This window comes from Candidatus Pelagibacter sp. Uisw_137 (genome assembly GCF_047720245.1).
Lineage (GTDB): Bacteria > Pseudomonadota > Alphaproteobacteria > Pelagibacterales > Pelagibacteraceae > Pelagibacter.
Map to the genome: position 1 here is coordinate 54316 of NZ_CP159811.1, position 22707 is coordinate 77022.

Consider the following 22707-nt stretch of genomic DNA (forward strand, 5'->3'; position numbering starts at 1 on the left):
AATATGAAAAACAACTCAACGTATCAAGCAGACTCTATCAAAGTTTTAAAAGGTCTTGAAGCTGTTAGAAAAAGACCTGGAATGTATATTGGTGATACAGATGATGGAACAGGTTTGCATCATATGGTCTATGAGGTTGTTGATAACTCAATAGATGAAGCTTTAGCAGGACATTGTAAAAATATAGATGTTAAAATAAACTCTGATGGAACCATTACTGTTAGAGATGATGGTAGAGGAATACCCGTCGATATGCATAAGGGTGAAAAAATGTCTGCTGCAGAAGTTATTATGACTCAGCTTCATGCTGGAGGAAAATTTGATCACGACTCGTACAAAGTATCAGGTGGTTTACATGGTGTTGGAGTTTCAGTTGTAAATGCATTATCAGAAAAATTAAAGTTAGAAATAGATAGAGATGGAAATAGATATTTTATAGAATTTAAAGATGGGGCCTCAAAAGCACCTCTTAAAGTTATAGGAAAATCAAAAGAAACTGGAACACAAATAACATTTTTACCATCAAAAGAAATATTTTCTTCAATTAAATTTACTCCAAATATAATTATTAAAAGAATGCGTGAACTTGCATTTTTAAACAAGGGAATAACAATAACGGTTAATGATTTAAATCAAAAAAAAGAAAAAATAATTGTATTTAAATTCGATGGGGGAGTTTTAGAATTTGTTGATTTTTTAGATGAAAGAAGAGAAAAACTTATAAATAAAACAGGCAATGACTTATTTAAGAAGCCAATTTATATTGAAGGAAAAAAAGACAATATAGAAATTGAATGTTCTTTGAAATGGAATGCAAGTTATGGAGAAGATATTTATCCATATACAAATAATATTTATCAAAAAGATGGTGGTACTCATTTACTAGGATTTAGGAGTGCTCTTACTAGAGTAATTAATAAATATGCTACAGAACATAATTTATTAAAAAAAAACAAATTAACGATCTCAGGTGATGATATTAAAGAAGGTCTTACATGTGTAATTTCAGCAAAGATACCTGATCCTAAATTTTCTTCTCAAACAAAAGATAAGCTTGTTTCATCAGAAGTTAGAATGATTGTGGAAAGCATTGTTAGTGAAAAACTTTCAATATGGTTTGATCAAAACCCAACTTTATCAAAGATTATTTTAGCTAAAGTAATGCAGGCAGCTCTAGCGAGAGATGTTGCTAGAAAAGCTAGAGAAAATGTTAGACGTAAAGGTGCTTTAGAATTAAGCGGATTGCCTGGAAAATTAGCAGATTGTCAAATAGGCAAACAAGAAGGAACAGAATTATTTATTGTTGAGGGAGATTCTGCTGGAGGTTCTGCTAAACAAGGAAGAAATAGGTCAAATCAGGCCGTTTTACCACTTAGAGGTAAAATTCTTAATACTTATGTGGAAGAGATTGTTCTTAAAAAAAATAGCAATAGAGATGGTAGCGAACATAGAACAAAATCTTTAGCAAAAATGATGTCATCTAATGAGGTTGTGACCTTAATTAATGCACTTGGCCTTGATCCAAAAGTTGAAGATATTGATTTGAAAGATTTAAGATATGGAAAAATTATTATCATGACCGATGCCGATGTTGATGGTTCTCATATACGAGCATTGTTACTAACATTCTTTAACAACAAACCATTTAATAAACTAATTGAAAATGGACATGTTTATCTTGCACAGCCACCTTTATTCAAGATCAATAAGGGAACAAAAGGAATTTATATAAAAGATGAAAAAGAGTTAGAAGATTATATTTTAAAGAACAACAAGGAATTGCAAAAAATTAAAAAAGGAACAAAAGAATTTATTAGGGCTTATGAAGATGAAAAATCTAGAATGAGCATTCAAAGGTTTAAGGGATTAGGAGAAATGAACCCAGAAGAGCTATGGAATACCACATTAGACCCTGAAACAAGAAATTTATTACAAGTTCAATACTCAAAAGATTTAAAAAAAGATCAAGATTTAATTCACACATTAATGGGTAATGATGTTGCATTAAGAAAAGATTTTATCGTTTCAAATGCAATTAATGTTCAAAATCTAGATATCTAATAATGAAGTTTTTTGAAGCTTCTAAGTATTTTTCATTAAAAAAATCGACTTATATCAATCTAAAGTGGATTGCTATTATTGGTCAACTAATAACAGTTCATCTTGTTTATTTTATTTTTGATTTTAAATCTAATTTAATTTTAGAAAATTCAATAATTTTGATTGGAGTGCTAAGTAATCTTTATTTAATCTACATTAATCAGAATACTCAACTATCAGATAAAATAGCATTTCTTTTTTTATCTATTGATATTTTACAACTAAGTTGTTTAATTTATTTAACAGGTGGAATTATAAACCCCTTTTCAATTTTTTTAATTATCCCAGCTATATTTTCATCATCTACTTTAGGTTTTAGAAGTAATTTATTGTTAGTCAGCTTTACAATTTTAATGATTATTTTTCTTACATTTTTTAACCAACCTTTACCTTCTCCAGTTAGTGATCATTTTCACGTAGACAGTTATTATTATTATTCAATTCCAATAGCATTAATCATTGCTTTAATTTTTTTAAATTATTTTGTTTTAACTTTTGGATTGGAATCTAGAATAAGGAAAGAGGCATTAAATAAAATGGAAGAAATTATGTCCAAAGAACATGAGTTATTGTCGTTAGGTGGACAAGCTGCTGCTGCTGCACATTCATTAGGCACACCATTTTCAACAATGAAGATTATCTCCACTGATTTACTCAAGCAATTCAAAGATAATGAAGATGTTAAAAAAGATATTGAGTTATTGTCTGGTCAAATAGAGAGATGTGCTCAGATTTTAAAAAAACTAACATTAAATCCAGTTATTGAAGATGATTTCATTGATGGCGATTTAACAATTGCAGACTACATGAATGAAATAATTAAATCATTCAAACAAACAAGTCAGAAAGAATTTATTGTTAATTATGATCAAAATTCAAACCCACTAAATATAACTAAATCAATTGAAATTATTTATGGGCTAAGGAATTTTATTGGTAATGCAAATAAGTTTTCTGTAAATAAAATTTTTATCAATATAAAAAGTGATAGTGATTTAACAGAAATCATGATTGAAGATGATGGAGAGGGATATCCAAAAGATGTTCTGAGTAAAATTGGAGAGCCTTATATTAAATCTGTTAAGTCTTCAATAAAATCAAAATCTGGATTAGGTCTTGGAATCTTTATAGGCAAAACTCTACTTGAAAAGAATTATGCAAATATTTTATGCAGAAATTCTCAAACAAGAGGTGGAGCTGAAGTCAGTATTAAATGGAAAAATGAAGATCTATTAAAGCTTTAGTGTAGTTTCTTTTTATTTTCAAATAAACCACTCAATTGAGAAACCATCACATCTCCAAGCTCATGTACATCTGTTATCTTAATAGCTTTATTATAATACCTAGAAACATCATGCCCAATACCGATAGCTAAAATTTCCACATCACTCTTAGTTTCTATAAATTTAACCATCTTCTTTAAATGTTTTTCTAAAAAATCTCCAGAATTAACTGATAATGTAGAGTCGTCAACTGGGGCACCATCTGAAATAACCATGAGTATTTTTCTTTCTTCTTTTCTTTTTTTAATTCTATTATAGGCCCATGAAATAGCTTCCCCGTCAATATTTTCTTTCAACAATCCTTCTTTAAGCATTAAACCTATATTATTCTTAGCCTGTCTCCACTGAGTGTCTGCTCCTTTATAAATTATGTGTCTTAAATCATTTAATCTCCCAGGATTTTTTGGCTTATCATTTTTAGTCCAAGCTTCTCTGCTCTTACCACCTTTCCAATTTTTTGTGGTAAAGCCCAAAACCTCTACTTTTACTGAACATCTTTCTAGGGTTCTAGATAGTATATCCGCACAAAGTGCTGCAATTGTTATTGGTCGACCCCTCATGGACCCAGAATTGTCTATTAATAGTGTTACGATTGTGTCTTTAAAATCAAGATCTTTCTCTTTCATAAAAGATAAAGAATTATAAGGATCCATAATTATTCTAGTTAATTTTGAGCTGTCCAATAAACCTTCTTCTAAATCAAATTCCCATGCCCTATTTTGTTTTGCAAGCAGTTGTCTTTGTAGTTTATTAGCAAGCTTAGTAATAAGATCTTGAAATCCTACAAGTTGCTGGTCTAAATTTTTTCTTAATTTTTGAGTTTCTTTTATATCTTCTAATATTTCAGCTTTTGCAATTTCATCAAATTCTGTGGTGAATACCTTATAATCTTGATCGATATTATTAATATTTGTTTTTTGTAAAACATTTTCTGTATTCTCTTTTAATAAATCCGAATCCTCTAATTGTTCTTCCATCTGTTGATCGCTAAGATCAAAACCAGCATCTAAACTAGTCTGACTATCACCCTGATTGTTTTCTTCTTCTCTATCATCAGACTGACTATCGTTATCGTTCTCAGATTTATTATCTTGCTCATTTTCTTGTTCATCATTTTCTTCATTATTCTCCTCATCATTTGAAGCAAAGACATCCATGTTCTCTAAGATTTCTGAAAATTTCAAACTATAATTATTTTGATCTTCTAAATTTTTGTTTAAAAAATCAAAATGTTCGTCAATTGATTCATCAAACTCTTTTTTCCAAAAATCTAGCATTTTTTCAGAGACATCGTTAAGCTTTAATTTAAAGAACTTATTTAACATATATAATTCAAAAGCTTCAGTCACAGGAACATCTTCTTTATTTTTCAATTGTTCTTTACGATTAGAGAATATTTTTTGGTTATAGTTTTCACTTAAATTTTTTCCAACTCCTTTGAGCATTTTGCCACCCAGAAGTTCATATCTAATTTTTTCAGCAATATTATATAAAGATTTACAAGAAGAATGTTTAGGTAGATTTTTGTTAAATATTTCTTTATTTGAAAACTTTTTTTTCAATGCACCAGAGTCAGTTTCTGCTCTTAGTCTGACAAAATCACTCTTATTTGATAAATTAGTTACATCAAAAAAACCAGTTTTCTTATTACTTAAATCTTTATCTAATTTTTTAACATCTAATTTATAATCTTCGGAAATTACTTTAGCAGTAGAAATTAAAGCTTGTTTAAATTGCTCTTTAAAATTATCTTCTTTTGAGCTCATTTATATCTGAATATTAACCATCGACTCTGGCAACTCTTCACCAAAACATCTCTGGTAATATTCAGCTATTATATTTTTTTCTATATCGTCACATTTATTTAAGAAAGTAACTCTAAAAGCATAACCTGTGTCTTTGAAAATTTCAGCATTTTCAGCCCAATGAAGTACCGTCCTTGGGCTCATTACCGTTGATATATCTCCTGCTATAAAGCCCTTTCTAGTCAAAGATGCAACTTTTATCATGTTAGATACTTTTTCTTTACCTTTTGGATTATTCAAATTTTTATTCTTGGCAAGAACGATTTCCATTTCTCTATCAAGACTAAGATAGTTTAAAGATGTTACAATATTCCATCTATCCATTTGTCCTTGGTTTATTTGTTGGGTACCATGGTACAATCCTGTTGTATCCCCTAAACCAACTGTATTTGAGGTTGCAAATAATCTAAAAAATTTATTTTGTTTTATAACTTTATTTTTATCTAAAAGAGTGAAATTTCCTTCAGCTTCCAACACTCTTTGAATAACAAACATCACATCTGGTCTTCCTGCATCATACTCATCAAAAACAAGTGCTACAGGGTTTTGAATAGACCAAGGTAAAATACCTTCTTTAAACTCAGTAATTTGTTTGCCATCTTTTACAACGATTGCATCTTTTCCAATAAGATCAATTCTACTTACATGACTGTCTAGGTTAACTCTAATACAAGGCCAGTTTAATCTAGCTGCAATTTGTTCAATATGGGTAGACTTTCCTGTGCCATGATACCCCTGAACCAGGACACGCTTATTAAATGCAAAACCTGATATGATCGCAAGAGTAGTGTCTCTATCAAATTTATAATTTTTATCTATTTCAGGAACGTATTCGCTTCTTTTAGAGAAAGCATCAACTTCCATATCTGAATCAATTCCAAAACTTTGCTTTAAAGACATCTTAATGTCTGGCTGTATATTTAAATTAGGTGTCAATTTTTTCCCTATATGTATTTTTTAGCTGAGTATAAGCCAAAGTAATTAATTTAAGTTTTTCTTCGTATTCTTTATTTCCCAAATTAATATCAGGGTGAAATTTTTTGACAAGAGTTTTGAATTTATCTTGTATTTGATGCCATTTTTGACCAACTGAAACACCTAGAATACTAAAAGCTTTAATGTCATTAGCATCAAATTTGAATTGATTCATGTGATTATATTCACCTCTAAGTTTAGTCTTATCAAACTCATCTTTTAAAGTATTGTTCCATAGAACTTTAAAAAAGTTATCTGAAGAGCTAAAGCTCTGAGTTGGTTTGTGCCAGGTCATATCAGACTTTAAAAAATCAAATACTTGTTCATCATCCATTCCCTTAAAATAATTCCAATTTTTATTGAATTCTTTAACATGAGCTAAGCAAAGCAACCTGTAGCGTTTGCTATTATCTTTCTCAATTGGTGCTTTATATTCACCAGTATCAAAGCAATTATTCCAATCACAAATATTTTTCATGCTGTATAGTAATAAATTATTATTTATGAATATAAACGAATTAATTAAAATTGTTAAAAGTAAAATTGAAGCAGAAATTGTTATACAAGATTTTAAAATAGAAGATAAAAGTTTTTTACATAAAAATCATAAAGGAAACCAAGAAGGAATGTTCCATTTAAAATTAATTATTAAATCTGATGAGCTGAAAAAATCAAATAAGATAGAATCAACCAAGAAAATCTATAATATTTTAGATCATGAGTTGAAAGAACACATACATTCCATTCAAATACTACTTAGTTAATTCTTTTTTTAAAAAGAGATTAATAGTTTTTTCATTAAGCTGTAATTTATAAACTGGAGAACCTATTTTTTTAAGCAAAACTAGATTAATTTTTTTTGTATTATTTTTTTTATCTTTTTTCATAAAGGATAAAATTGTATTTAAATTTTTTATTGAAAAGAATTTATTAATATCTCTTGGAAGACTTAGATCATTTAAATGATCGTTAATTAAGCTAAATTCTTTTTTATTCAAAATTTTATTTAATAAACTAAATTTTGTAGCAGTTTTAACACCAAGAATAACTGCTTCACCATGATTTAATCTTGCTGAATAACCTAGTGTTGCTTCAAAAGCATGGGCAAAGGTATGTCCAAAATTTAATATTTTTCTTATACCCAATTCTTTTTCGTCAGCCTCAACTACCTTTTTTTTAATCAAGCAGCTTTGATGAATAGCCTTTTGTATAAAGGGACTTTTTAATTCTAAAATTTTTTTCCCATTCTTATTTAAAAAATAAAAAAACTTTTTATCATCAATAAGGGAGTGTTTTAAAATTTCACCATACCCACACACAACTTCTCTTTTTGGTAAAGAGTTTAAAAAATCAATATCTGATATAACAAGACTGGGTTGGTAAAATGAGCCAATTAAGTTCTTGCCATACTTGGTGTTTATACCAGTTTTGCCTCCGATAGATGAGTCAACCTGCGAAAGTAGTGTTGTTGGTATATTAACAAACCTTAGCCCTCGTTTATAAGTACTTGCTGCAAAGCCTGACACATCACCAGTAATGCCTCCACCAATAGAAATTAAACAGTCATTTCTATTAAAATTTTTTTTTAAAAGAATCGATAGGATGTCATTGACACTTTTTTGATTCTTACTTTTTTCACTTGCATTAAAATAATGAATTGCAGCAGATCCTTTTGGTAAAGAATTTAAAGCATTTTTTACCAATTTTTTTGGAACATTTTTATCAATTACAAGTAGACATTGATTAAAATTAATTGAATTCTCTTTCAAAAATTTATTTATTTTGTTTAAGATATTGTTTCCAATAATAATTGAATATTTTTGACTGCTTGTACTAACTTTTAATTTAATTAAGCTCATATTTTTTTATTATTGTTTTAACTATTTCACTTTTTGTTAATTTATTACAGTTTATTTTAAAATTAGCCTTTGAATATATTTTTTTTCTTTTGTTAATCATGGCCTTAATTTCTTGCTCAGTTGATTTTGAAGCTAAGGGTCTTTTTTTACTTTCTTTAATTCTTTTAATTAAAACTAAATCATCCAAATTAAGCCAAAATGAAAGATGATTTGTTAAAACATCTTTCCTGATTTTGTCATTAATAAAACCACCACCACCTAAGGAAACAACAATATTTTTGTGTTTTAAGGATTTAATTGTTATTTTTTCCTCTAAATTTCTAAAGTAGTCCTCCCCATTTACTTCAAATATTTTTGAGACGGTCATCCCAGTGTGCTCTTCGATTAAATCGTCTATATCAATGAATGGAATATTTAATTTTTTTGAAACCATAGCTCCAATAGAGGATTTACCTGACCCCATCATACCTAAAAAAACAAGGTTTTTATTTGAATTCATAACCTTTCTTTATTGAAAAAACACAAATATGTCTTAATTTGAAATTACTAAAGAATATATGCAATTTTCAAAAAATACAAGCAATCGGAGTGGTAAAAGTCTATTAATCAAAATAGCATTGGTGCTAATTATTTTTATTGGAACCATAGTGCTACTTGAGAAAATTGAATTTCCATCTCCAAATAAAGATATTGAAAAAATCATCCCTAATGAAAAACTTAAAATTGTTAAGTAAGAACTATTTTTTAGTCATATCATTCTCTTTATTTTTTGGTTTTGTAACCAATTCACAAGAACCTGTTGATATTTGGGTATTAGGTGAAAAAAAACTTGAAGAAAACACAACCTCAATCAAAGATGGAGCTGAAAAAAATATTCCACAAAATAGCATTTATAAAATGCAGTCCCAAAAAAAAGGAGAATTAGGTATAGAAGAAACACAAACTTTAATTTCAAAAGAAACAAAATTAGTTGGAATTTATGACCCGGCAGAAAATGGCTTAGATATTAATATGTGGTCTAATTCTAACGGGGATCAAATTTTAAATATCTTTAAAAGAATAAATAAATTAGAGCTTTCAACAGATGCTGCAGAGATTTTGGATATTTTATTATTAACAAATGCATATTATCCAAAAATAAATATTTCAAAAGAACAGTTTTTAGAAATCAAATCAAAATGGCTTATTAAACATTCAAACTTTGACTTAATTGAAAAATATTTATTAAATAATAAGATAATTAATGAGCAACCAAAGCTTACGAAGTATTTAGTGGATCATTATCTGTCTCAATCAAAAGTGAAAAAAGCTTGTGAGATTTTTTCTGAAATTAAAGAACCGATACAAGACTTGTATTTATCTAAATTCAATATTTATTGTTTAGTTAATAATAACAAAAGAGATGAAGCTCAATTGCTCATTGATCTTCAGTCAGAATTAGGTGTTTCGGATAAGTTTTTTATTAAAAAAATTGATTATTTGATGGGTTATAATTTGGAGCCAGCAACAGAAGTTTCAGAAAAAACAATTTTAGATTTTCACTTATCTCACAGAACAAATCCAGAATTTAAATTTGAACCAAAAAATACTACATCTAGGCAAATATGGAAATATTTATCAACTTCAAATCTGTTAGATAATATTAGTGATATTGATCTTACAGATATAGAAAAAATCAGAAGTGTTGAAAAAGCAACTCATGAGGGAAATTATACAGAAAAAGAATTATTTGAACTTTATAAGAGATTTCAATTTAATATTAACCAATTATTAAATATTAAAGAATCAACTAAAGTGCTTTCAACTGTAGAGACAAGAGCACTAATTTACCAAGGAATCTTAATTACTACTGAAATTGAGAATAAATTTCAGTTAATGAATGCTCTCAAAAATTCTTTTAAGAATGACGGTATTGAGAATGCATTTAACATAGAGTTAAAAGTTTTTTTAAAAAATATAGATGAAGATAAGATTCCTTCAAATTTTACAACATTTTATCAAAATAATTTAGATGATGAGGAAACGGAACAAGCAAATATTAAAATAAATAATAAAATTTTGCACCAATCAAAATTGATAAATTATTTAAAACCAGAAAAATCCAAAAATGATCCTACGAAAGATATAAATAATTTTTTAAAAAAAATTAAAAAAGACAAAAAATATTATTTTTCTAAAAAAGATGTAATTTTAGTTGAAGCTTTTAAGTCTGATGGTATCAAGATTTTAGAAAAGTATAGTGATTTATATCAAATAAATGATTCGGAGATACCATCTGATATTCAAATATTTATTAACAGTGGTGATGTAGCTGTTGCATTGCTTAGAATTGTTGAGGTTATAGGGCAGGACAACATAAAAAATATTGATGAGGACACATTATACTTTATTATTAGCACACTTAATCAGTTAAATGCGGATCCACTTAGAAACAGGATACTCTTTAAAGTTCTTCCTTTAAAAGTTTAAAATTTATACTAAAATAGTTAGTTATTATGTCAGTTAAATCAATTTTAACAGAACCAAACAAACTATTAAGACAGATTTCGAAAACAGTTGAAAGTGTTGGCGATGAAGAAAGACGACTTATGGATGATATGCTGGACACTATGTATGCAGCACCTGGAATAGGTCTTGCAGCAATTCAAATAGGCGTTCCAAAAAGAATTATAGTGATGGATATAAGTAGAGATGAAGATAAAAAAGAACCAAGATATTTGGTTAACCCAGTAATTAAAAATAAAAATAATGAAACATCAAAATATGAAGAGGGCTGTTTATCTGTCCCAGATCAGTTTGCTGAAATAGAAAGACCAAATGAATGTGAAGTTGAATATTTAGATTACAATGGAAAAAAACAATTATTAAAAGCAAATGGATTATTAGCAACTTGCATTCAGCATGAAATGGATCATTTAGAAGGAGTTTTATTTATAGATTATTTATCTAAATTAAAAAAATCTATGATAATTAAGAAACTTTCTAAAGTTAAGTCGAATAGAATAATCGTTTAAAATGACAAAAAAAATTGTCTTCATGGGTACGCCATTATTTGCTGTACAAATCTTAAAACCTCTGTATGAAAAAAACTATATAATACCTGCCGTATACACACAGCCACCAAAAAAATCTCAAAGAGGCCAAAAAATAAACAAGTCACCAATAGAAACTGCAGCAGAAGATTATAATATACACTGTAGAACACCAGTCACTTTAAAAGAAAATAAAGAAGAATATGAATATTTAAAACAACTAGATCTAGATTTGGTAATTGTTGTGGCTTACGGTCAAATAATACCTAAAGAATTTTTAAATCTTGCTAAAAAAGGTTTTATAAATGTTCACGCCTCTCTCCTACCTAAGTGGAGAGGAGCAGCACCCATTCAACGATCTATTATGAATTTAGAAAAAGAAACAGGAATTAGTATTATGAGAATAGGAGAAAAACTTGATTCGGGTCCAGTCTGCAACAGCTATAAAATAGAAATTAATGATAGTGATAATGCAGAAATGATATCAAATAAGCTTTCAATTTTAGCTTCAGAAAAAATCATAGAAAATGTAGACAGTATATTTGAAGATAAATTAATATTTAAAGAACAAGACGACACAAAAGCAACCTACGCTTCTAAAATTGAAAAGTCAGAGGGTGAGATTCAGTGGAATGATAATGCAGAAAGTATTATTGGAAAAATAAATGGATTATACCCAAGCCCTGGGGCCTTTTTTATTTTTAAAGAAGAAAGATACAAAATTTTAAAAGCAGAATTAGGCACTAAAAGTGGTGAGATAGGTGAAGTAATGACTAGTGATTTAGAAATTAGTTGTGGAGATCAAAAATCTATAAAAATTATTGACATTCAAAGACAAGGAAAAAAGCCTCAAAACATTAATGAATTTGTTCTTGGTTCTCAAATAACAAAAGGCTCAAAATTAACAAATGTTTAGATATCAATTTTTAATAGAGTATATAGGAACTAGTTTTGTTGGTTGGCAAATACAATCTAAAGGAAAATCAATTCAAAAAGAAATACAAGTTAAGTTATCAAAACTTTTGAAAGAAAAAGTGGTCTTGATAGGGTCTGGAAGAACTGACGCTGGTGTCCATGCAAAAGAACAGTCAGCCCATTTTGACTGCAAAAAAGAAATTCAAAATTTAGATAAGTTATTAAGATCAATTAATCATTTTATAAATGATAAAGGCATTTCTATCTTAGTAATTAAAAAAAGAAGTCTAAAATTTCATGCAAGATATTCTGCTAAACAAAGAATTTATAAATATATAATTTTTAATAGATTAAGTAAGCCTTCTCTTGAAAAAGAAAGAGGTTGGCATATAATTAAAAAATTAGATATTGAGTTGATGAAAAAGGGTGCAAAAAAACTTTTAGGTACTAAAGATTTTTCTACTTTTAGGGCATCAAGTTGTAATGCAAACAGTCCAATTAAAACTATGAAATCTATTAAGATTAAATCAAATGCTGGAAGAATTGAAATACAATTTAAATCACAATCATTTTTACAACAACAAGTACGATCAATGGTAGGCAGTTTAAAATATCTGGCTGAAAATAAATGGAATTTAAAAAAATTTGAATTTGTTATTAAATCAAAAAAAAGAATTCTTTGTGCACCACCAGCACCTGCTGGAGGATTATTTTTAGAAAAAGTTATTTACTAGCTTTTTGTTGGCTGATACTAAATTTTTTATTAATTCTCCATCTAGACTCTGATCGAACAATATAGCCACAACAATTCTTCGACTTACATTTACAGGCGAATTGTTTATAATCTTCATCATAACCAAAACCATAATCAGCTGTTATCTCTTCACCTTTTTGAATATCTTTTATAGCAACCACCCATAATTTTAAACCTGTTCCGTTATAATCACAATTATTAGAACAAGAATGGTTTATCAAACGTGCAGTGTTCCAAGAAACATCTCCATCCATGTCGTATTTTTTATTTAAATTGAACAAGTAGATGGGTTTTGCATTATCAAATTTTTGTGATTCTTCTGTTTGTTTCTTAGTAATAATTTTGCCAACATAATCAATAATTCTAGTACCTTCTTTGATATCCTTTGTGGCATATAAGCCACGACCCTTTTTATCAATGTTAGACTTTTTAATTTTATAAAGTTTCATTGTGAGTTCTTTAATGCGTATTGAGAAATTATCAATTAAATTCTAGTAAAGCTTTTACATGCATCTCAGTACTTTCTTGAAGTGCTAATAGATCGTATCCACCTTCTAAAATTGATACTACTTTTCCATCACAGTATTGTTTTGATAGCTCTAGTGTTCTTTTGGTAATGTTATAAAAGTCTTTTGACTCTAATTGAAGTTGTGCCAATGGATCATCTTTATGGGCGTCAAACCCTGCAGAAAGTAAGATAAATTCAGGTTTAAATTCTTTAATTTTCTTAAGTACAAATTCATAGGCATTTAAATATTCTTCAGAGGTTGTTCCTGCTGGCAAAGGAATATTTAATATGTTGTTATGTTTTCCTTTTTCATCATTAGTACCTGACCCTGGGTAGTAAGGGTATTGATGAGTGGAAATATATAAAACTTTTTCATTATCATAAAAAATATCTTGAGTGCCATTTCCATGATGCACATCAAAATCAATAATTGCTATTTTATTAAGTTTGTATTTATTTATAAGATAATTGGCTCCAACAGCCACATTGTTATAAATACAAAAACCCATCGCTTTATTTTTCTCTGCATGATGCCCTGGAGGTCTGACAGCACAAAAAGCATTTTTAAAATCTTTATTTTGAACACCATCAATGGCTGTAATAATTGAACCTACGGCATCTGACGTGGCATCCTTACTTCCTGGAGAGACAATTGTATCTCCATCTAAAAATGATAATCCTTTTTCAGGAAAAGATTTTTCTACAAAATTTATATAATCAGAATTGTGAGTTATTTCTAAAAGTGACCGGTCAAATTTTGAAGGTTTTTTCCAAACTAAATCTTTATTATCTAACTTTTTAAAGTTATTGATAACAACTGTAACTCTATCAATTTTCTCTGGATGACCGTCGCCCGTATTATGATTTTGATAAGTATCAGAGGTTATTAATCCAGTTTTCATTTAAGATAGATATTCTTGATAAATAGTTTCTCGTTCTACTTTTGGCATTCCTTTAGTTCTTTCTACAAACTCGTTACGCTGTTCTCTATTCTTAAAAGTAAAAAAACAAACTGTATCTTTAGAGTGATAAATAGCTTTTAATTCATCATCAATATCATTCAGTTCTTTAGGAATATCTGTTTTAATGCAAATCATTAAAAATAATTTTTAAGAATTTCAGAATATATCTTTGTTAACCTTTTTAAGTCTGAAATAGATACTGCCTCATCTACTTTATGCATTGTTTTACCTACTAAACCAAATTCTAAACATGGAGCAATTTTTCTAATAAATCTTGCGTCTGAAGTTCCACCCGTTGTAGACAATTGAGGTTTAATTTTTGTAATTTTTTTTATTACATCTTGAATCATATAAGTTGTTTTATTAGGCTTAGTTAAAAAGGCTTCACCTGATACACGATATTTTACTTTAAAATTAGATTTATCTTTTTTAGTAATTTTTTTGAAAATTTTATTTAATCTATTCTTTAAGCTAGAAGATGTATGTTTATTATTAAATCTTATGTTAAAGGTAGCTCTTGCAAGTCCTGGAATAACATTATCAGCTGTATTATTTATATTAATTTTAGTTACTTCTAAATTTGTTGGCTGAAAGTCTTTTGTTCCTTTATCAAATTTTATTTCTTTTATTTCATTTAGTATTTTGATCAATGAAGTCGATGGATTTTTAGCACGATGAGGATATGCAACATGACCTTGAGTTCCAATTATAGTTAATTCAGCATTGATACTTCCTCTTCTACCAATTTTAATCATTTCACCAAGTTTATTAGGGTTTGTTGGCTCACCAACTAAGCAAAAATCTATTTTTTCTTTTTTCCTTTTTAAGTAATCGACTACTTTTTTAGTACCATTAATTGCAACACCTTCTTCATCACCGGTAATTAATAAACTAATTGATCCGTTAATTTTCTTATTATTTGATACAAAGTTATTAACAGCAACAACCCAGCTTGCAATTGCACTTTTCATGTCATTAGCGCCTCTACCAATAAGATGATTTTTTTTAATAGCTGGACTAAAAGGTTTAATTGTCCAATCTTTTATATTTCCTGGAGGAACCACATCCAAATGACCAGCAAACATAAAGTTTGGTTGAGTATTACCAAATCTTGCATATAGGTTTTTAACTGGTTTAGAGTTTTTATCTTTAAAGTCTAAAATCTTACATTTAAATCCAATAGCAGTTAATCTTTTAGCTAAGAATTTCATTACCCCAGCATCAATTGGTGTAATGCTTGGAAATCTTATTAGCTCTTTAGCTAATGTGATTTCATTATAAGTTGGCATTTAGTCTCTTAATAAGTCGTTAATAGAAGTTTTAGATCTAGTTTTTTCATCAACTTGTTTAATAATTACCGCACAATATAAAGCAGGACCTTTACCGTCTTTACTTGGAAGGCTGCCTGGTACTATTACTGAGTACGGTGGAATTTTTCCATAGATTACTTCACCAGTTTCTCGATAAACAATTTTTGTAGATTGACCAATAAATACGCCCATAGATAATACAGATCCTTCTCCAACAATTACTCCTTCAACTATTTCTGAACGAGCTCCAATAAAGCAGTTGTCTTCGATGATAGTAGGGTTAGCTTGCATTGGCTCTAATACACCTCCAATTCCAGCACCACCTGATATGTGACAGTTCTTTCCTATTTGTGCACATGATCCTACAGAAGCCCAAGTATCCACCATAGTTCCTTCATCTACATAAGCTCCAATATTTACAAAGCAAGGCATAAGCACTGCATTCTTTCCAATAAAAGACCCTTTTCTAACTGGAGAATTCGGAACCATTCTAAAGCCAGCTTTTATATGATCTTCTTTAGTCCAACCTGATGTTTTCCCTTTTAGTAAATGAGATTTGTCATACCAACTGCTATATGGGCCACTCAATGAATCCATATCATGGGTTCTAAAACTTAACATTATTGCTTTTTTAACCCACTGATTAACTACCCACTTATTACCATTTTTTTCAGCAACTCTTAGCTCACCTTTATCAACCAGTTCAATCGTTTGGTTGATGGCATCTAATATAGACTTATCAGATTGACCATTAATGGAGTCTTTATTTTCCCAAGCTGTATTGATAATGTTTTCAAATTCTTTCATAGTTTTATTTTATCGTTAGTAGGTTAGTTTTATTGTGCTTTTAATATATTAATTTCTTGAAGAAAAGAAGGCAAGTTCTTAATCTTATAATCAATATATGGTTTATCAGCATCTTTTTTTGCAAATACTTCATCATTCTCAAGCCAGCAAGTTTTCATCCCTAAGTTTTTAGCTTGTTCTAAATTATGAGCAATATCTTCAATCAATATTGATTTTGTTGGATCAAGATCAAATTTTTCTACTAACTTTTTATAAGGTTCAATTTTTGGTTTTGGAATAAAATTAGCATCAACAATATCAAATGCTCCATCAAACAACCCATCTATACCTAGTTGTTTAGTTACATTTTCTACATGCGCATGAGAACCATTGGTAAAGATATATTTTTTTTCTTTAATTTTAATTAATTCTTCTCGTAAAAATTCATCTTTAGGAAGCCAGCTAATATCAATATCATGAACAAATTCTAAAAATTCATGTGGATCAATTTTGTCATGATTCATTAATCCAGATAATGTCGTTCCATATTCATAGAAGTATTCTTTTTGAATTTCTCTTGCTTTAATTAAATCGACATTAAATTTCTTTGAAATAAAAGAAGACATCTTTTTATCAACTTCAGAAAAAACCTTAGTTTGTCCAGAATACAAAGTGTTATCTAGGTCGAATAGCCAGTATTTAGTATCAATTAAATTTTTCATTCTCTAATTAAAGTTCCTGAACCTTTATCAGATAATAGTTCAAAAAGTAGTGAGTGATTTTTTCTTCCATCAATTATTACAACTGCCTTAACCCCATTACTTGCAACATCTAGACAATTCTTAATTTTAGGTATCATTCCACCAGAAATTACTTCTTGATCAATTAATTCATTGGCTTTTTTAGAATTAATTTCAGGGATTAGTTTTTTTTCACTGTCTAATACGCCCTCAACATCACTAATAATCATTAATCTTCTAGCTTTTAGTTCAATTGCAATCGATCCTGCAGCAGTATCTGCATTGATATTAAAAGTTTGATTTTTTTCATCTAACCCTAATGGTGCAACAACAGGTACTTCATTAACTTTAATAATTTCTTTTAAAACATTAGTTTTAATGTAAGTGGGAGTACCTACAAAACCTAATTTGTCACTTTCAGGTTTTACAGTTATGATATTGTATTCTTTTGAAGTAACTCTTCTTGTTTCACAAGATTGATCCTTTAAAGCATTGACAATTTCCTTATTAAATTCAATCAATACATCTTCAACTATATTAATAGTATTTTTATCTGTAACTCTTAGTCCATTAATAAAATCACTTTTAATGTTAAGTTCACCTAGTTTGTTGTTTATCCTTTTTCCACCACCGTGGATAACTATGGGATTAAAACCAAGTTTTTTTAAAACAGCAACATCTTCAATAAAAATTTTAAATAATTTTGGATCAACTAAAACACTACCCCCACATTTAATGACAATAAATTCATCATTATATTTTTCTAAATATTTTTTTACTTCTTCAACTGTTGGGCCGTCTTTAGGTAGGATGTTTGTTAATTCTTCTTCTTTTAACGATGACATTTATGTTGTTTTGATAGTCATTTTTCTTTGAACAATATATTGTTGAATCATTGTGAAGATGTTGTTGAAGCTCCAGTAGATAACAAGACCTGCAGGAAATGGTGCAAGAATTACAGTTAAAAAAACTGGAAAAAACATAAATATTTTAGCCTGTATAGGATCTGGTGGAGTAGGGTTAAGCTTTTGTTGTATAAACATCGTGATACCCATAATGATCGGCCATGCACCTATTAATAAGAAAGAAGGTGGATCCCAAGGAAGTAAACCAAAAACATTAAACAAAGATGTTGGATCTCTATCACTTAAGTCATGTATCCATCCATAAAATGGCATATGTCTCATTTCAATGGTTACAAATAATACTTTATATAGTGCAAAGAAAACTGGAATTTGAACCAGGATAGGGAGACAACCACTCATAGGATTAACTTTTTCTTTCTTATAAAGAGCCATCATCGCTTGTTGCAATTTCATTTTATCATCCTTGTGCAATTCTTTCAGACGAGCCATTTCTGGCGCTAATAACTTCATTTTTCCCATGGATTTAAAACTAAAGTTGGCAAGAGGAAAGAAGGCTAATCTAATACAGATGGTAACAGCAATAATAGCTAAACCGTAATTTCCAAGTAATTTAAAAAAGTAGTCTAATACAAAAAATAAAGGCTTTGTAATGAAGTACATAAAACCCCAATCAATTGCTAGATCAAATTTATTGATATCTAAATTTTCAGCATAACCATCAATGACGTTTACTCTTTTAGCAGCAACTATAATCTGAATTTTTTCTTCAATAGAACTGTTTGCTTTAACCTCAATACCTTTAGTTGATATATAGTTAGCTCTGAATTTATTTTTATAGTCAAAAGTTGTTTTAAACTCCTTACCCTTTGGTGGTATAACTGATGTAACCCAAAATTTATCTGAGATAGCAACAAATCCTTCTTGTGCAATTTGAGTAAACTTCTTTTCCTGAATATCGTCATAATCTTCTTCAATTAATTGATCATCAAGTACAGACAAAAACCCTTCATGCAAAATATAGAAACCAGATATTTCTGGTAATTCGTTTCTAATTATTTGACCGTACGAGTAAAAATTATAAGATTTATCTGATGAGTTAATTATTTTTTCTCTGACAGTAAACAAAAATTGATCATCTAGACTTATATGTTTCTCAAATGCAATGCCTTGAGCGTTACTCCAAGTTAGTTTTACAGGATTATTATTAGTTAATCTTTTATTTCCAGAAACTTCCCAGACAGTAGAAGCATCAGGTATATCTATATTTTTATTAGTGCTTACAAAGCCACTTTCAATTAAATAACCATCTTCAACATTTCTTGGGCTTAATAAGGTTATTTTTTCATTTCTATTAAGTTCAATATTATATTCTTTAAAAGTTAAATCATCTATTGTGGCACCTTTTAAAGAAATTGATCCAACAACACTTTCATTTTCAAATTGAATTCTATCATTTTCTTTTAAAGCATCTGCTCTTGAAAGTTTTGAAAAATCTTCATTTTTATCTAAGCTTGGTGTGTCTGTATTGTTTTCAATTTTTTTTTGTTCAGCTAGATTTTGTTTAATAGTTGCAGGGTCAGGCTGAAAAAAAAGAGAATATAAAATAATAACAGCTGCTGATAAAGATATTGCTGCAATTACATTTTTAGTATCCATTATTTTTTAGCCTTTAATTCTTTATTTACTGGATCAAATCCTTCACTGCCACCCAACATTTTAATGGGGTGACATGAAAATATTCTTTTAGTACTTTTTGATATCCCTTTAACAAGCCCATATGTTCTTAAGCATTCAATTGTGTATTCTGAGCAGGTTGGAAGATATCTACACGAGGGAGTTAAGTAAGGGCTAATAACCATTTTATAAAATTTGATTAGGCCAATTAAAATGTTTGATATAATGTTCATTACTTAATCTTTTCTATGTCTTGAAATAAAGTATCTTTTATTATCGCATATTCATTGTTTAGCATAGTTATTTTCGCAATCACAAGGTATGAATAATTAAAGTTCATTGATATTTTTTTTACAGCTTCATTCATTATATTTCTTAATCTTCTTTTAATTTTGTTTCTCTTTATGGCACCACGGATAAGTTTTTTTTTAGCTACAAAACTAATGTTTAGTTTTTTATTGTCTTTATCTTTAAGAGGACCAAAAAAGAGGGTGATATATTTGTTTGAAACTTTTTTCTTCTTAAGTAGATTTTTGAAATCTTCGTTTTTAGAAAGAGCAACAATTTTGCTTTTCATTTAGATTAGCTTATTTACCTTGTGGCTTTTTTTGAGTGGATGATACTGTAAGGTTTTTTCGTCCTTTATCACGTCTTCTCTTAATAAGTTTTTTTCCACCTTTAGTTGCCATCTTTGATCTGAAGCCATGCTTCTTAAGACGCTTTCCAACTTTAGGCTGATATGTTCGTTTCATAGGATTTATTAAAGTTTTTTTAAATTTCGCCCTTTATAGTAATTATATGTATAAATAGCAAATAGAAGATTTTATAATACCACTAGTAAATTATGGAAAAATCAAAAAAAGTTAAGTTAACTTTGGGTTTATTTTATCTTATAGTTGTTTCATCATTTTTATACTTTTTTTTATCAAAATTTACATTTGAAGAATTAACGAGCTATGAGTTTATTAAAAATAATAGAGATTATTTTTTTGATTTGAAGAGAGCCAATCTTTTTTTATTAACTTTAATTTTTTTATTTTTAACAATTATTTGGATCATAATGGCAGGATTTGCCGCACCCTTTGCATTATTGGCTGGATTTATTTTTGGTAAATGGTTAGGAACTTTTATTTTAGTTATTGGAATGTCAATTGGTGCAACTTTTTTATATATTTTTGGGAATTATTTTTTAAAAGAAATTATTAAAGAAAAATTTTTAGTTAAATTTAAAGATTTAGAAATAAAATTTAAAAAATCTGAATTTGTTTATCTTTTAGTTTATCGGTTCATTGGAGGAATTCCGTTTGCTCTTTCAAATGTATTACCATGTATTTTTAATGTTAAAATAAAAAATTTTTTTTTGGCAACAATAATTGGAATTATTCCTCAAGTATTTTTAATGGTTTCAATTGGAAGTGGGCTTGAAAAAATTATCAAACAAAACCTAGAGGCGCCACGTGTTAGAGATCTAATTCTTTCTCCAGATATATATGTCCCATTAACATGTTTTTTCTTATTAATAATACTTACAATTATTTTAAAAAAATTTTTTTATAAAAAAAAATTATTTTAAGATTGAGTTTACCTTATTGCAAATAAATTTTATTTGATTGGACTTAATATCAAGACTTGAGGGTAGATATAAGCCATACTTAGATATGTATTCAGAATTTTTATATTTTCCACTTGTATTTATTTTGTATTTTTCTTTAAAAACTTTTTGTTTATGCATCGGCCAGAAAAATGGCCTAGTTTGAATTCCATACTTCAATAACATTTTCATCAATTTTTTTCCATCAATCTTTAAGTTTTTGTTCGTTATAACGAATGCAATTACCCAGTAAATATTTTTTGCATAACTTCTTGTAGTTTCAGGAATATAAATATTTTTATTATCTTTTAATTTTTGGAAATATTCATTTCCCACTCTATGTCTTCTTCCAACAATAGACCTTATCCTCTTTAATTGACTAACACCTAAACTGGCTTGAAGATTAGTCATTCTGTAATTCCAACCAATATCTTCATGGTTAAACCTGTCTTGTTTACCAAAGCATAAATTTCTTAGACTTTTTGATTGTTTGTATAGTTTTTTACTATTTGTGGTTATCATTCCACCTTCGCCAGTAGTTATTTGCTTATTTGCATAAAAACTAAATATGCTAATGTCTCCATAACTGCCACATAGTTTGTTATTCAGTTTTTGACCTATTACTTCAGCGGCATCTTCAACAAGTATAATTTTATTTTTCCTACAAATTTTTTTTAAAATATCAACTCTTAATGGGAAATTATAAATATGAGTAGCTATAATTGCTTTTGTTTTTTTTGTAATTTTTTTTTCAATTTCAATAATATCCATATTCCAGTCCTTAATGTTGCAATCAACTAATTTGATATTTAGTCCCTCCTTAAGAACTGCCATAGCATTAGATATAATTGTAAAATTTGGAATAATAACTTCATCACCTTTTTTTAATTTTAATGATTTTATTGCTATTTCTAACGCAGCTGTACCACTAGATACAGCAACTGAATATTTATTACCTATGAAATTTGAAAAATTATTCTCAAATCTTTTAACCTCTGGACCCTCAGATGATACCCAACCTTTTGATATTGACTTATTTAAGTAGTTTAAATCTTCGCTTGTAATCAAGGGTTTATTTACAGGTATAAAATTATATTTTTTTGATTTTAATTCTTTTTTCATCAATCTTATCAAATTTTATTTTATCTTTGTTGTTCACATATGGACCCTGTTTTATTTCAAGCATTTTTACAGGTTCTAATATCTTAAAACCGTGACCACCATGAACCAACATAATGATTTGATTTTTTTTTACTACAATGCTAAATAAATATTTTTTCTTTGTATCGTAAAAATCAACTCTTAGTTTCCCTTTTTGTAAAATAATCACCTCACTGGTAATGAATATTTTTGTTTCTCTTTTTTGATGATTATGAGGCTTGATAAAATAATTTTTTGGATGGTTCATAAAACCAATTTGTTGGTTAGCATTATTTTTTGTAAAAAAAGAAATGCCTTTTTTTTTCTGATATGTTTCTTTAATAATTAGTGCGTACAATTTTTTTTTATGGATAATTTCTTTAATCATGTATAATAGGTAACAAAAT

General features: G+C 28.3%; 26 protein-coding genes. 8 read left to right on the plus strand and 18 right to left on the minus strand.

What is annotated here, in order from left to right:
• Window positions 1-3 precede the first annotated feature (3 nt).
• Both ABXT61_RS00250 and ABXT61_RS00255 read left to right on the plus strand, forming a co-directional pair.
• A complete protein-coding gene (locus ABXT61_RS00250; RefSeq protein WP_415315334.1) occupies window positions 4-2061 on the plus strand; it encodes a DNA gyrase subunit B in 2058 nt (685 codons plus the stop codon).
• A 2-nt stretch (window positions 2062-2063) separates the two neighbouring features.
• Window positions 2064-3344: an ActS/PrrB/RegB family redox-sensitive histidine kinase gene (locus ABXT61_RS00255; RefSeq protein ID WP_415315335.1), complete on the plus strand. Its 1281-nt coding sequence runs from the start codon at window positions 2064-2066 to the stop codon at window positions 3342-3344.
• On the opposite strand, the gene ABXT61_RS00260 is transcribed toward ABXT61_RS00255, so the two are convergent.
• The 3 genes from ABXT61_RS00260 to ABXT61_RS00270 are packed head-to-tail and all read right to left on the minus strand — an operon-like array spanning window position 3341 to window position 6641.
• A complete protein-coding gene (locus ABXT61_RS00260) occupies window positions 3341-5149 on the minus strand; it encodes a cobaltochelatase CobT-related protein (protein ID WP_415315336.1) in 1809 nt (602 codons plus the stop codon). The two genes, ABXT61_RS00255 and ABXT61_RS00260, sit on opposite strands and share 4 nt — an antisense overlap.
• Window positions 5150-6124, minus strand: coding sequence for a cobaltochelatase subunit CobS (cobS, locus tag ABXT61_RS00265; protein WP_020169021.1), 975 nt, complete (start codon window positions 6122-6124; stop codon window positions 5150-5152).
• The gene (locus ABXT61_RS00270) at window positions 6114-6641 is read right to left on the minus strand and encodes a J domain-containing protein (RefSeq protein ID WP_415315337.1); all 528 of its coding nucleotides are present in this window, start codon (window positions 6639-6641) and stop codon (window positions 6114-6116) included. Before ABXT61_RS00270 ends, cobS begins: the two co-directional genes overlap by 11 nt.
• Before the next feature lie 25 nt (window positions 6642-6666).
• Here ABXT61_RS00270 and ABXT61_RS00275 point away from each other — a divergent pair, with 25 nt between their 5' ends.
• Complete coding sequence (locus ABXT61_RS00275; RefSeq protein WP_415315338.1) at window positions 6667-6927, plus strand: BolA/IbaG family iron-sulfur metabolism protein; 261 nt, start codon at window positions 6667-6669, stop codon at window positions 6925-6927.
• Here ABXT61_RS00275 and aroB read toward each other — a convergent pair.
• A complete protein-coding gene (gene aroB / locus ABXT61_RS00280) occupies window positions 6916-8022 on the minus strand; it encodes a 3-dehydroquinate synthase (protein WP_415315339.1) in 1107 nt (368 codons plus the stop codon). The two genes, ABXT61_RS00275 and aroB, sit on opposite strands and share 12 nt — an antisense overlap.
• Window positions 8009-8521 (minus strand): shikimate kinase, encoded by a 513-nt coding sequence (locus ABXT61_RS00285; protein ID WP_415315340.1) that lies wholly within the window; start codon window positions 8519-8521, stop codon window positions 8009-8011. The genes aroB and ABXT61_RS00285 overlap by 14 nt, the downstream gene beginning before the upstream one ends.
• Window positions 8522-8730: 209 nt before the next feature.
• Between ABXT61_RS00285 and ABXT61_RS00290 the strand changes: the two genes are divergently transcribed.
• From ABXT61_RS00290 to truA, 4 genes are read left to right on the plus strand one after another with little or no spacing between them, the layout of a single operon-like run.
• Window positions 8731-10491 carry a hypothetical protein gene (locus ABXT61_RS00290; RefSeq protein WP_415315341.1) on the plus strand — a complete coding sequence of 587 codons (1761 nt, stop codon included), beginning with the start codon at window positions 8731-8733 and terminating at the stop codon, window positions 10489-10491.
• A gap of 26 nt (window positions 10492-10517) precedes the next feature.
• Window positions 10518-11036 (plus strand): peptide deformylase, encoded by a 519-nt coding sequence (gene def / locus ABXT61_RS00295; RefSeq protein ID WP_415315342.1) that lies wholly within the window; start codon window positions 10518-10520, stop codon window positions 11034-11036.
• A gap of 1 nt (window position 11037) precedes the next feature.
• Complete coding sequence (fmt, locus tag ABXT61_RS00300; protein ID WP_415315343.1) at window positions 11038-11970, plus strand: methionyl-tRNA formyltransferase; 933 nt, start codon at window positions 11038-11040, stop codon at window positions 11968-11970.
• On the plus strand, window positions 11963-12703 hold the full coding sequence (gene truA, locus ABXT61_RS00305) for a tRNA pseudouridine(38-40) synthase TruA (RefSeq protein WP_415315344.1): 741 nt from the start codon (window positions 11963-11965) through the stop codon (window positions 12701-12703). Before fmt ends, truA begins: the two co-directional genes overlap by 8 nt.
• Here the strand turns inward: truA and ABXT61_RS00310 are convergent.
• The 11 genes from ABXT61_RS00310 to rpmH are packed head-to-tail and all read right to left on the minus strand — an operon-like array spanning window position 12693 to window position 20321.
• The gene (locus ABXT61_RS00310) at window positions 12693-13172 is read right to left on the minus strand and encodes an SET domain-containing protein (RefSeq protein WP_415315345.1); all 480 of its coding nucleotides are present in this window, start codon (window positions 13170-13172) and stop codon (window positions 12693-12695) included. The two genes, truA and ABXT61_RS00310, sit on opposite strands and share 11 nt — an antisense overlap.
• A gap of 31 nt (window positions 13173-13203) precedes the next feature.
• Window positions 13204-14133, minus strand: a complete 930-nt coding sequence (locus ABXT61_RS00315) for a histone deacetylase family protein (RefSeq protein ID WP_415315346.1) — start codon at window positions 14131-14133, stop codon at window positions 13204-13206.
• Window positions 14134-14328 (minus strand): hypothetical protein, encoded by a 195-nt coding sequence (locus ABXT61_RS00320; RefSeq protein ID WP_415315347.1) that lies wholly within the window; start codon window positions 14326-14328, stop codon window positions 14134-14136.
• Window positions 14328-15482, minus strand: a complete 1155-nt coding sequence (dapE, locus tag ABXT61_RS00325; RefSeq protein ID WP_415315348.1) for a succinyl-diaminopimelate desuccinylase — start codon at window positions 15480-15482, stop codon at window positions 14328-14330. Before dapE ends, ABXT61_RS00320 begins: the two co-directional genes overlap by 1 nt.
• Window positions 15483-16310, minus strand: a complete 828-nt coding sequence (dapD, locus tag ABXT61_RS00330; protein WP_415315349.1) for a 2,3,4,5-tetrahydropyridine-2,6-dicarboxylate N-succinyltransferase — start codon at window positions 16308-16310, stop codon at window positions 15483-15485.
• A gap of 29 nt (window positions 16311-16339) precedes the next feature.
• Window positions 16340-17011 (minus strand): pyrimidine 5'-nucleotidase, encoded by a 672-nt coding sequence (locus ABXT61_RS00335; protein ID WP_415315350.1) that lies wholly within the window; start codon window positions 17009-17011, stop codon window positions 16340-16342.
• On the minus strand, window positions 17008-17874 hold the full coding sequence (gene argB / locus ABXT61_RS00340) for an acetylglutamate kinase (RefSeq protein ID WP_415315351.1): 867 nt from the start codon (window positions 17872-17874) through the stop codon (window positions 17008-17010). The genes ABXT61_RS00335 and argB overlap by 4 nt, the downstream gene beginning before the upstream one ends.
• A complete protein-coding gene (gene yidC / locus ABXT61_RS00345; RefSeq protein WP_415315352.1) occupies window positions 17875-19551 on the minus strand; it encodes a membrane protein insertase YidC in 1677 nt (558 codons plus the stop codon). It abuts the gene before it with no gap.
• Window positions 19551-19802: a membrane protein insertion efficiency factor YidD gene (gene yidD, locus ABXT61_RS00350; protein ID WP_415315353.1), complete on the minus strand. Its 252-nt coding sequence runs from the start codon at window positions 19800-19802 to the stop codon at window positions 19551-19553. Before yidD ends, yidC begins: the two co-directional genes overlap by 1 nt.
• Window positions 19802-20146 (minus strand): ribonuclease P protein component, encoded by a 345-nt coding sequence (rnpA, locus tag ABXT61_RS00355; protein ID WP_415315354.1) that lies wholly within the window; start codon window positions 20144-20146, stop codon window positions 19802-19804. Before rnpA ends, yidD begins: the two co-directional genes overlap by 1 nt.
• A 10-nt stretch (window positions 20147-20156) precedes the next feature.
• Window positions 20157-20321 (minus strand): 50S ribosomal protein L34, encoded by a 165-nt coding sequence (gene rpmH, locus ABXT61_RS00360; protein ID WP_006997435.1) that lies wholly within the window; start codon window positions 20319-20321, stop codon window positions 20157-20159.
• 92 nt (window positions 20322-20413) lie between these two features.
• On the opposite strand from rpmH, the gene ABXT61_RS00365 reads away from it, so the two are divergent.
• A complete protein-coding gene (locus ABXT61_RS00365) occupies window positions 20414-21142 on the plus strand; it encodes a VTT domain-containing protein (protein ID WP_415315355.1) in 729 nt (242 codons plus the stop codon).
• Here the strand turns inward: ABXT61_RS00365 and ABXT61_RS00370 are convergent.
• Complete coding sequence (locus tag ABXT61_RS00370; protein WP_415315356.1) at window positions 21134-22282, minus strand: DegT/DnrJ/EryC1/StrS family aminotransferase; 1149 nt, start codon at window positions 22280-22282, stop codon at window positions 21134-21136. The genes ABXT61_RS00365 and ABXT61_RS00370 overlap by 9 nt on opposite strands.
• Window positions 22251-22688 carry a hypothetical protein gene (locus ABXT61_RS00375; RefSeq protein WP_415315357.1) on the minus strand — a complete coding sequence of 146 codons (438 nt, stop codon included), beginning with the start codon at window positions 22686-22688 and terminating at the stop codon, window positions 22251-22253. Before ABXT61_RS00375 ends, ABXT61_RS00370 begins: the two co-directional genes overlap by 32 nt.
• Window positions 22689-22707: the final 19 nt, after the last annotated feature.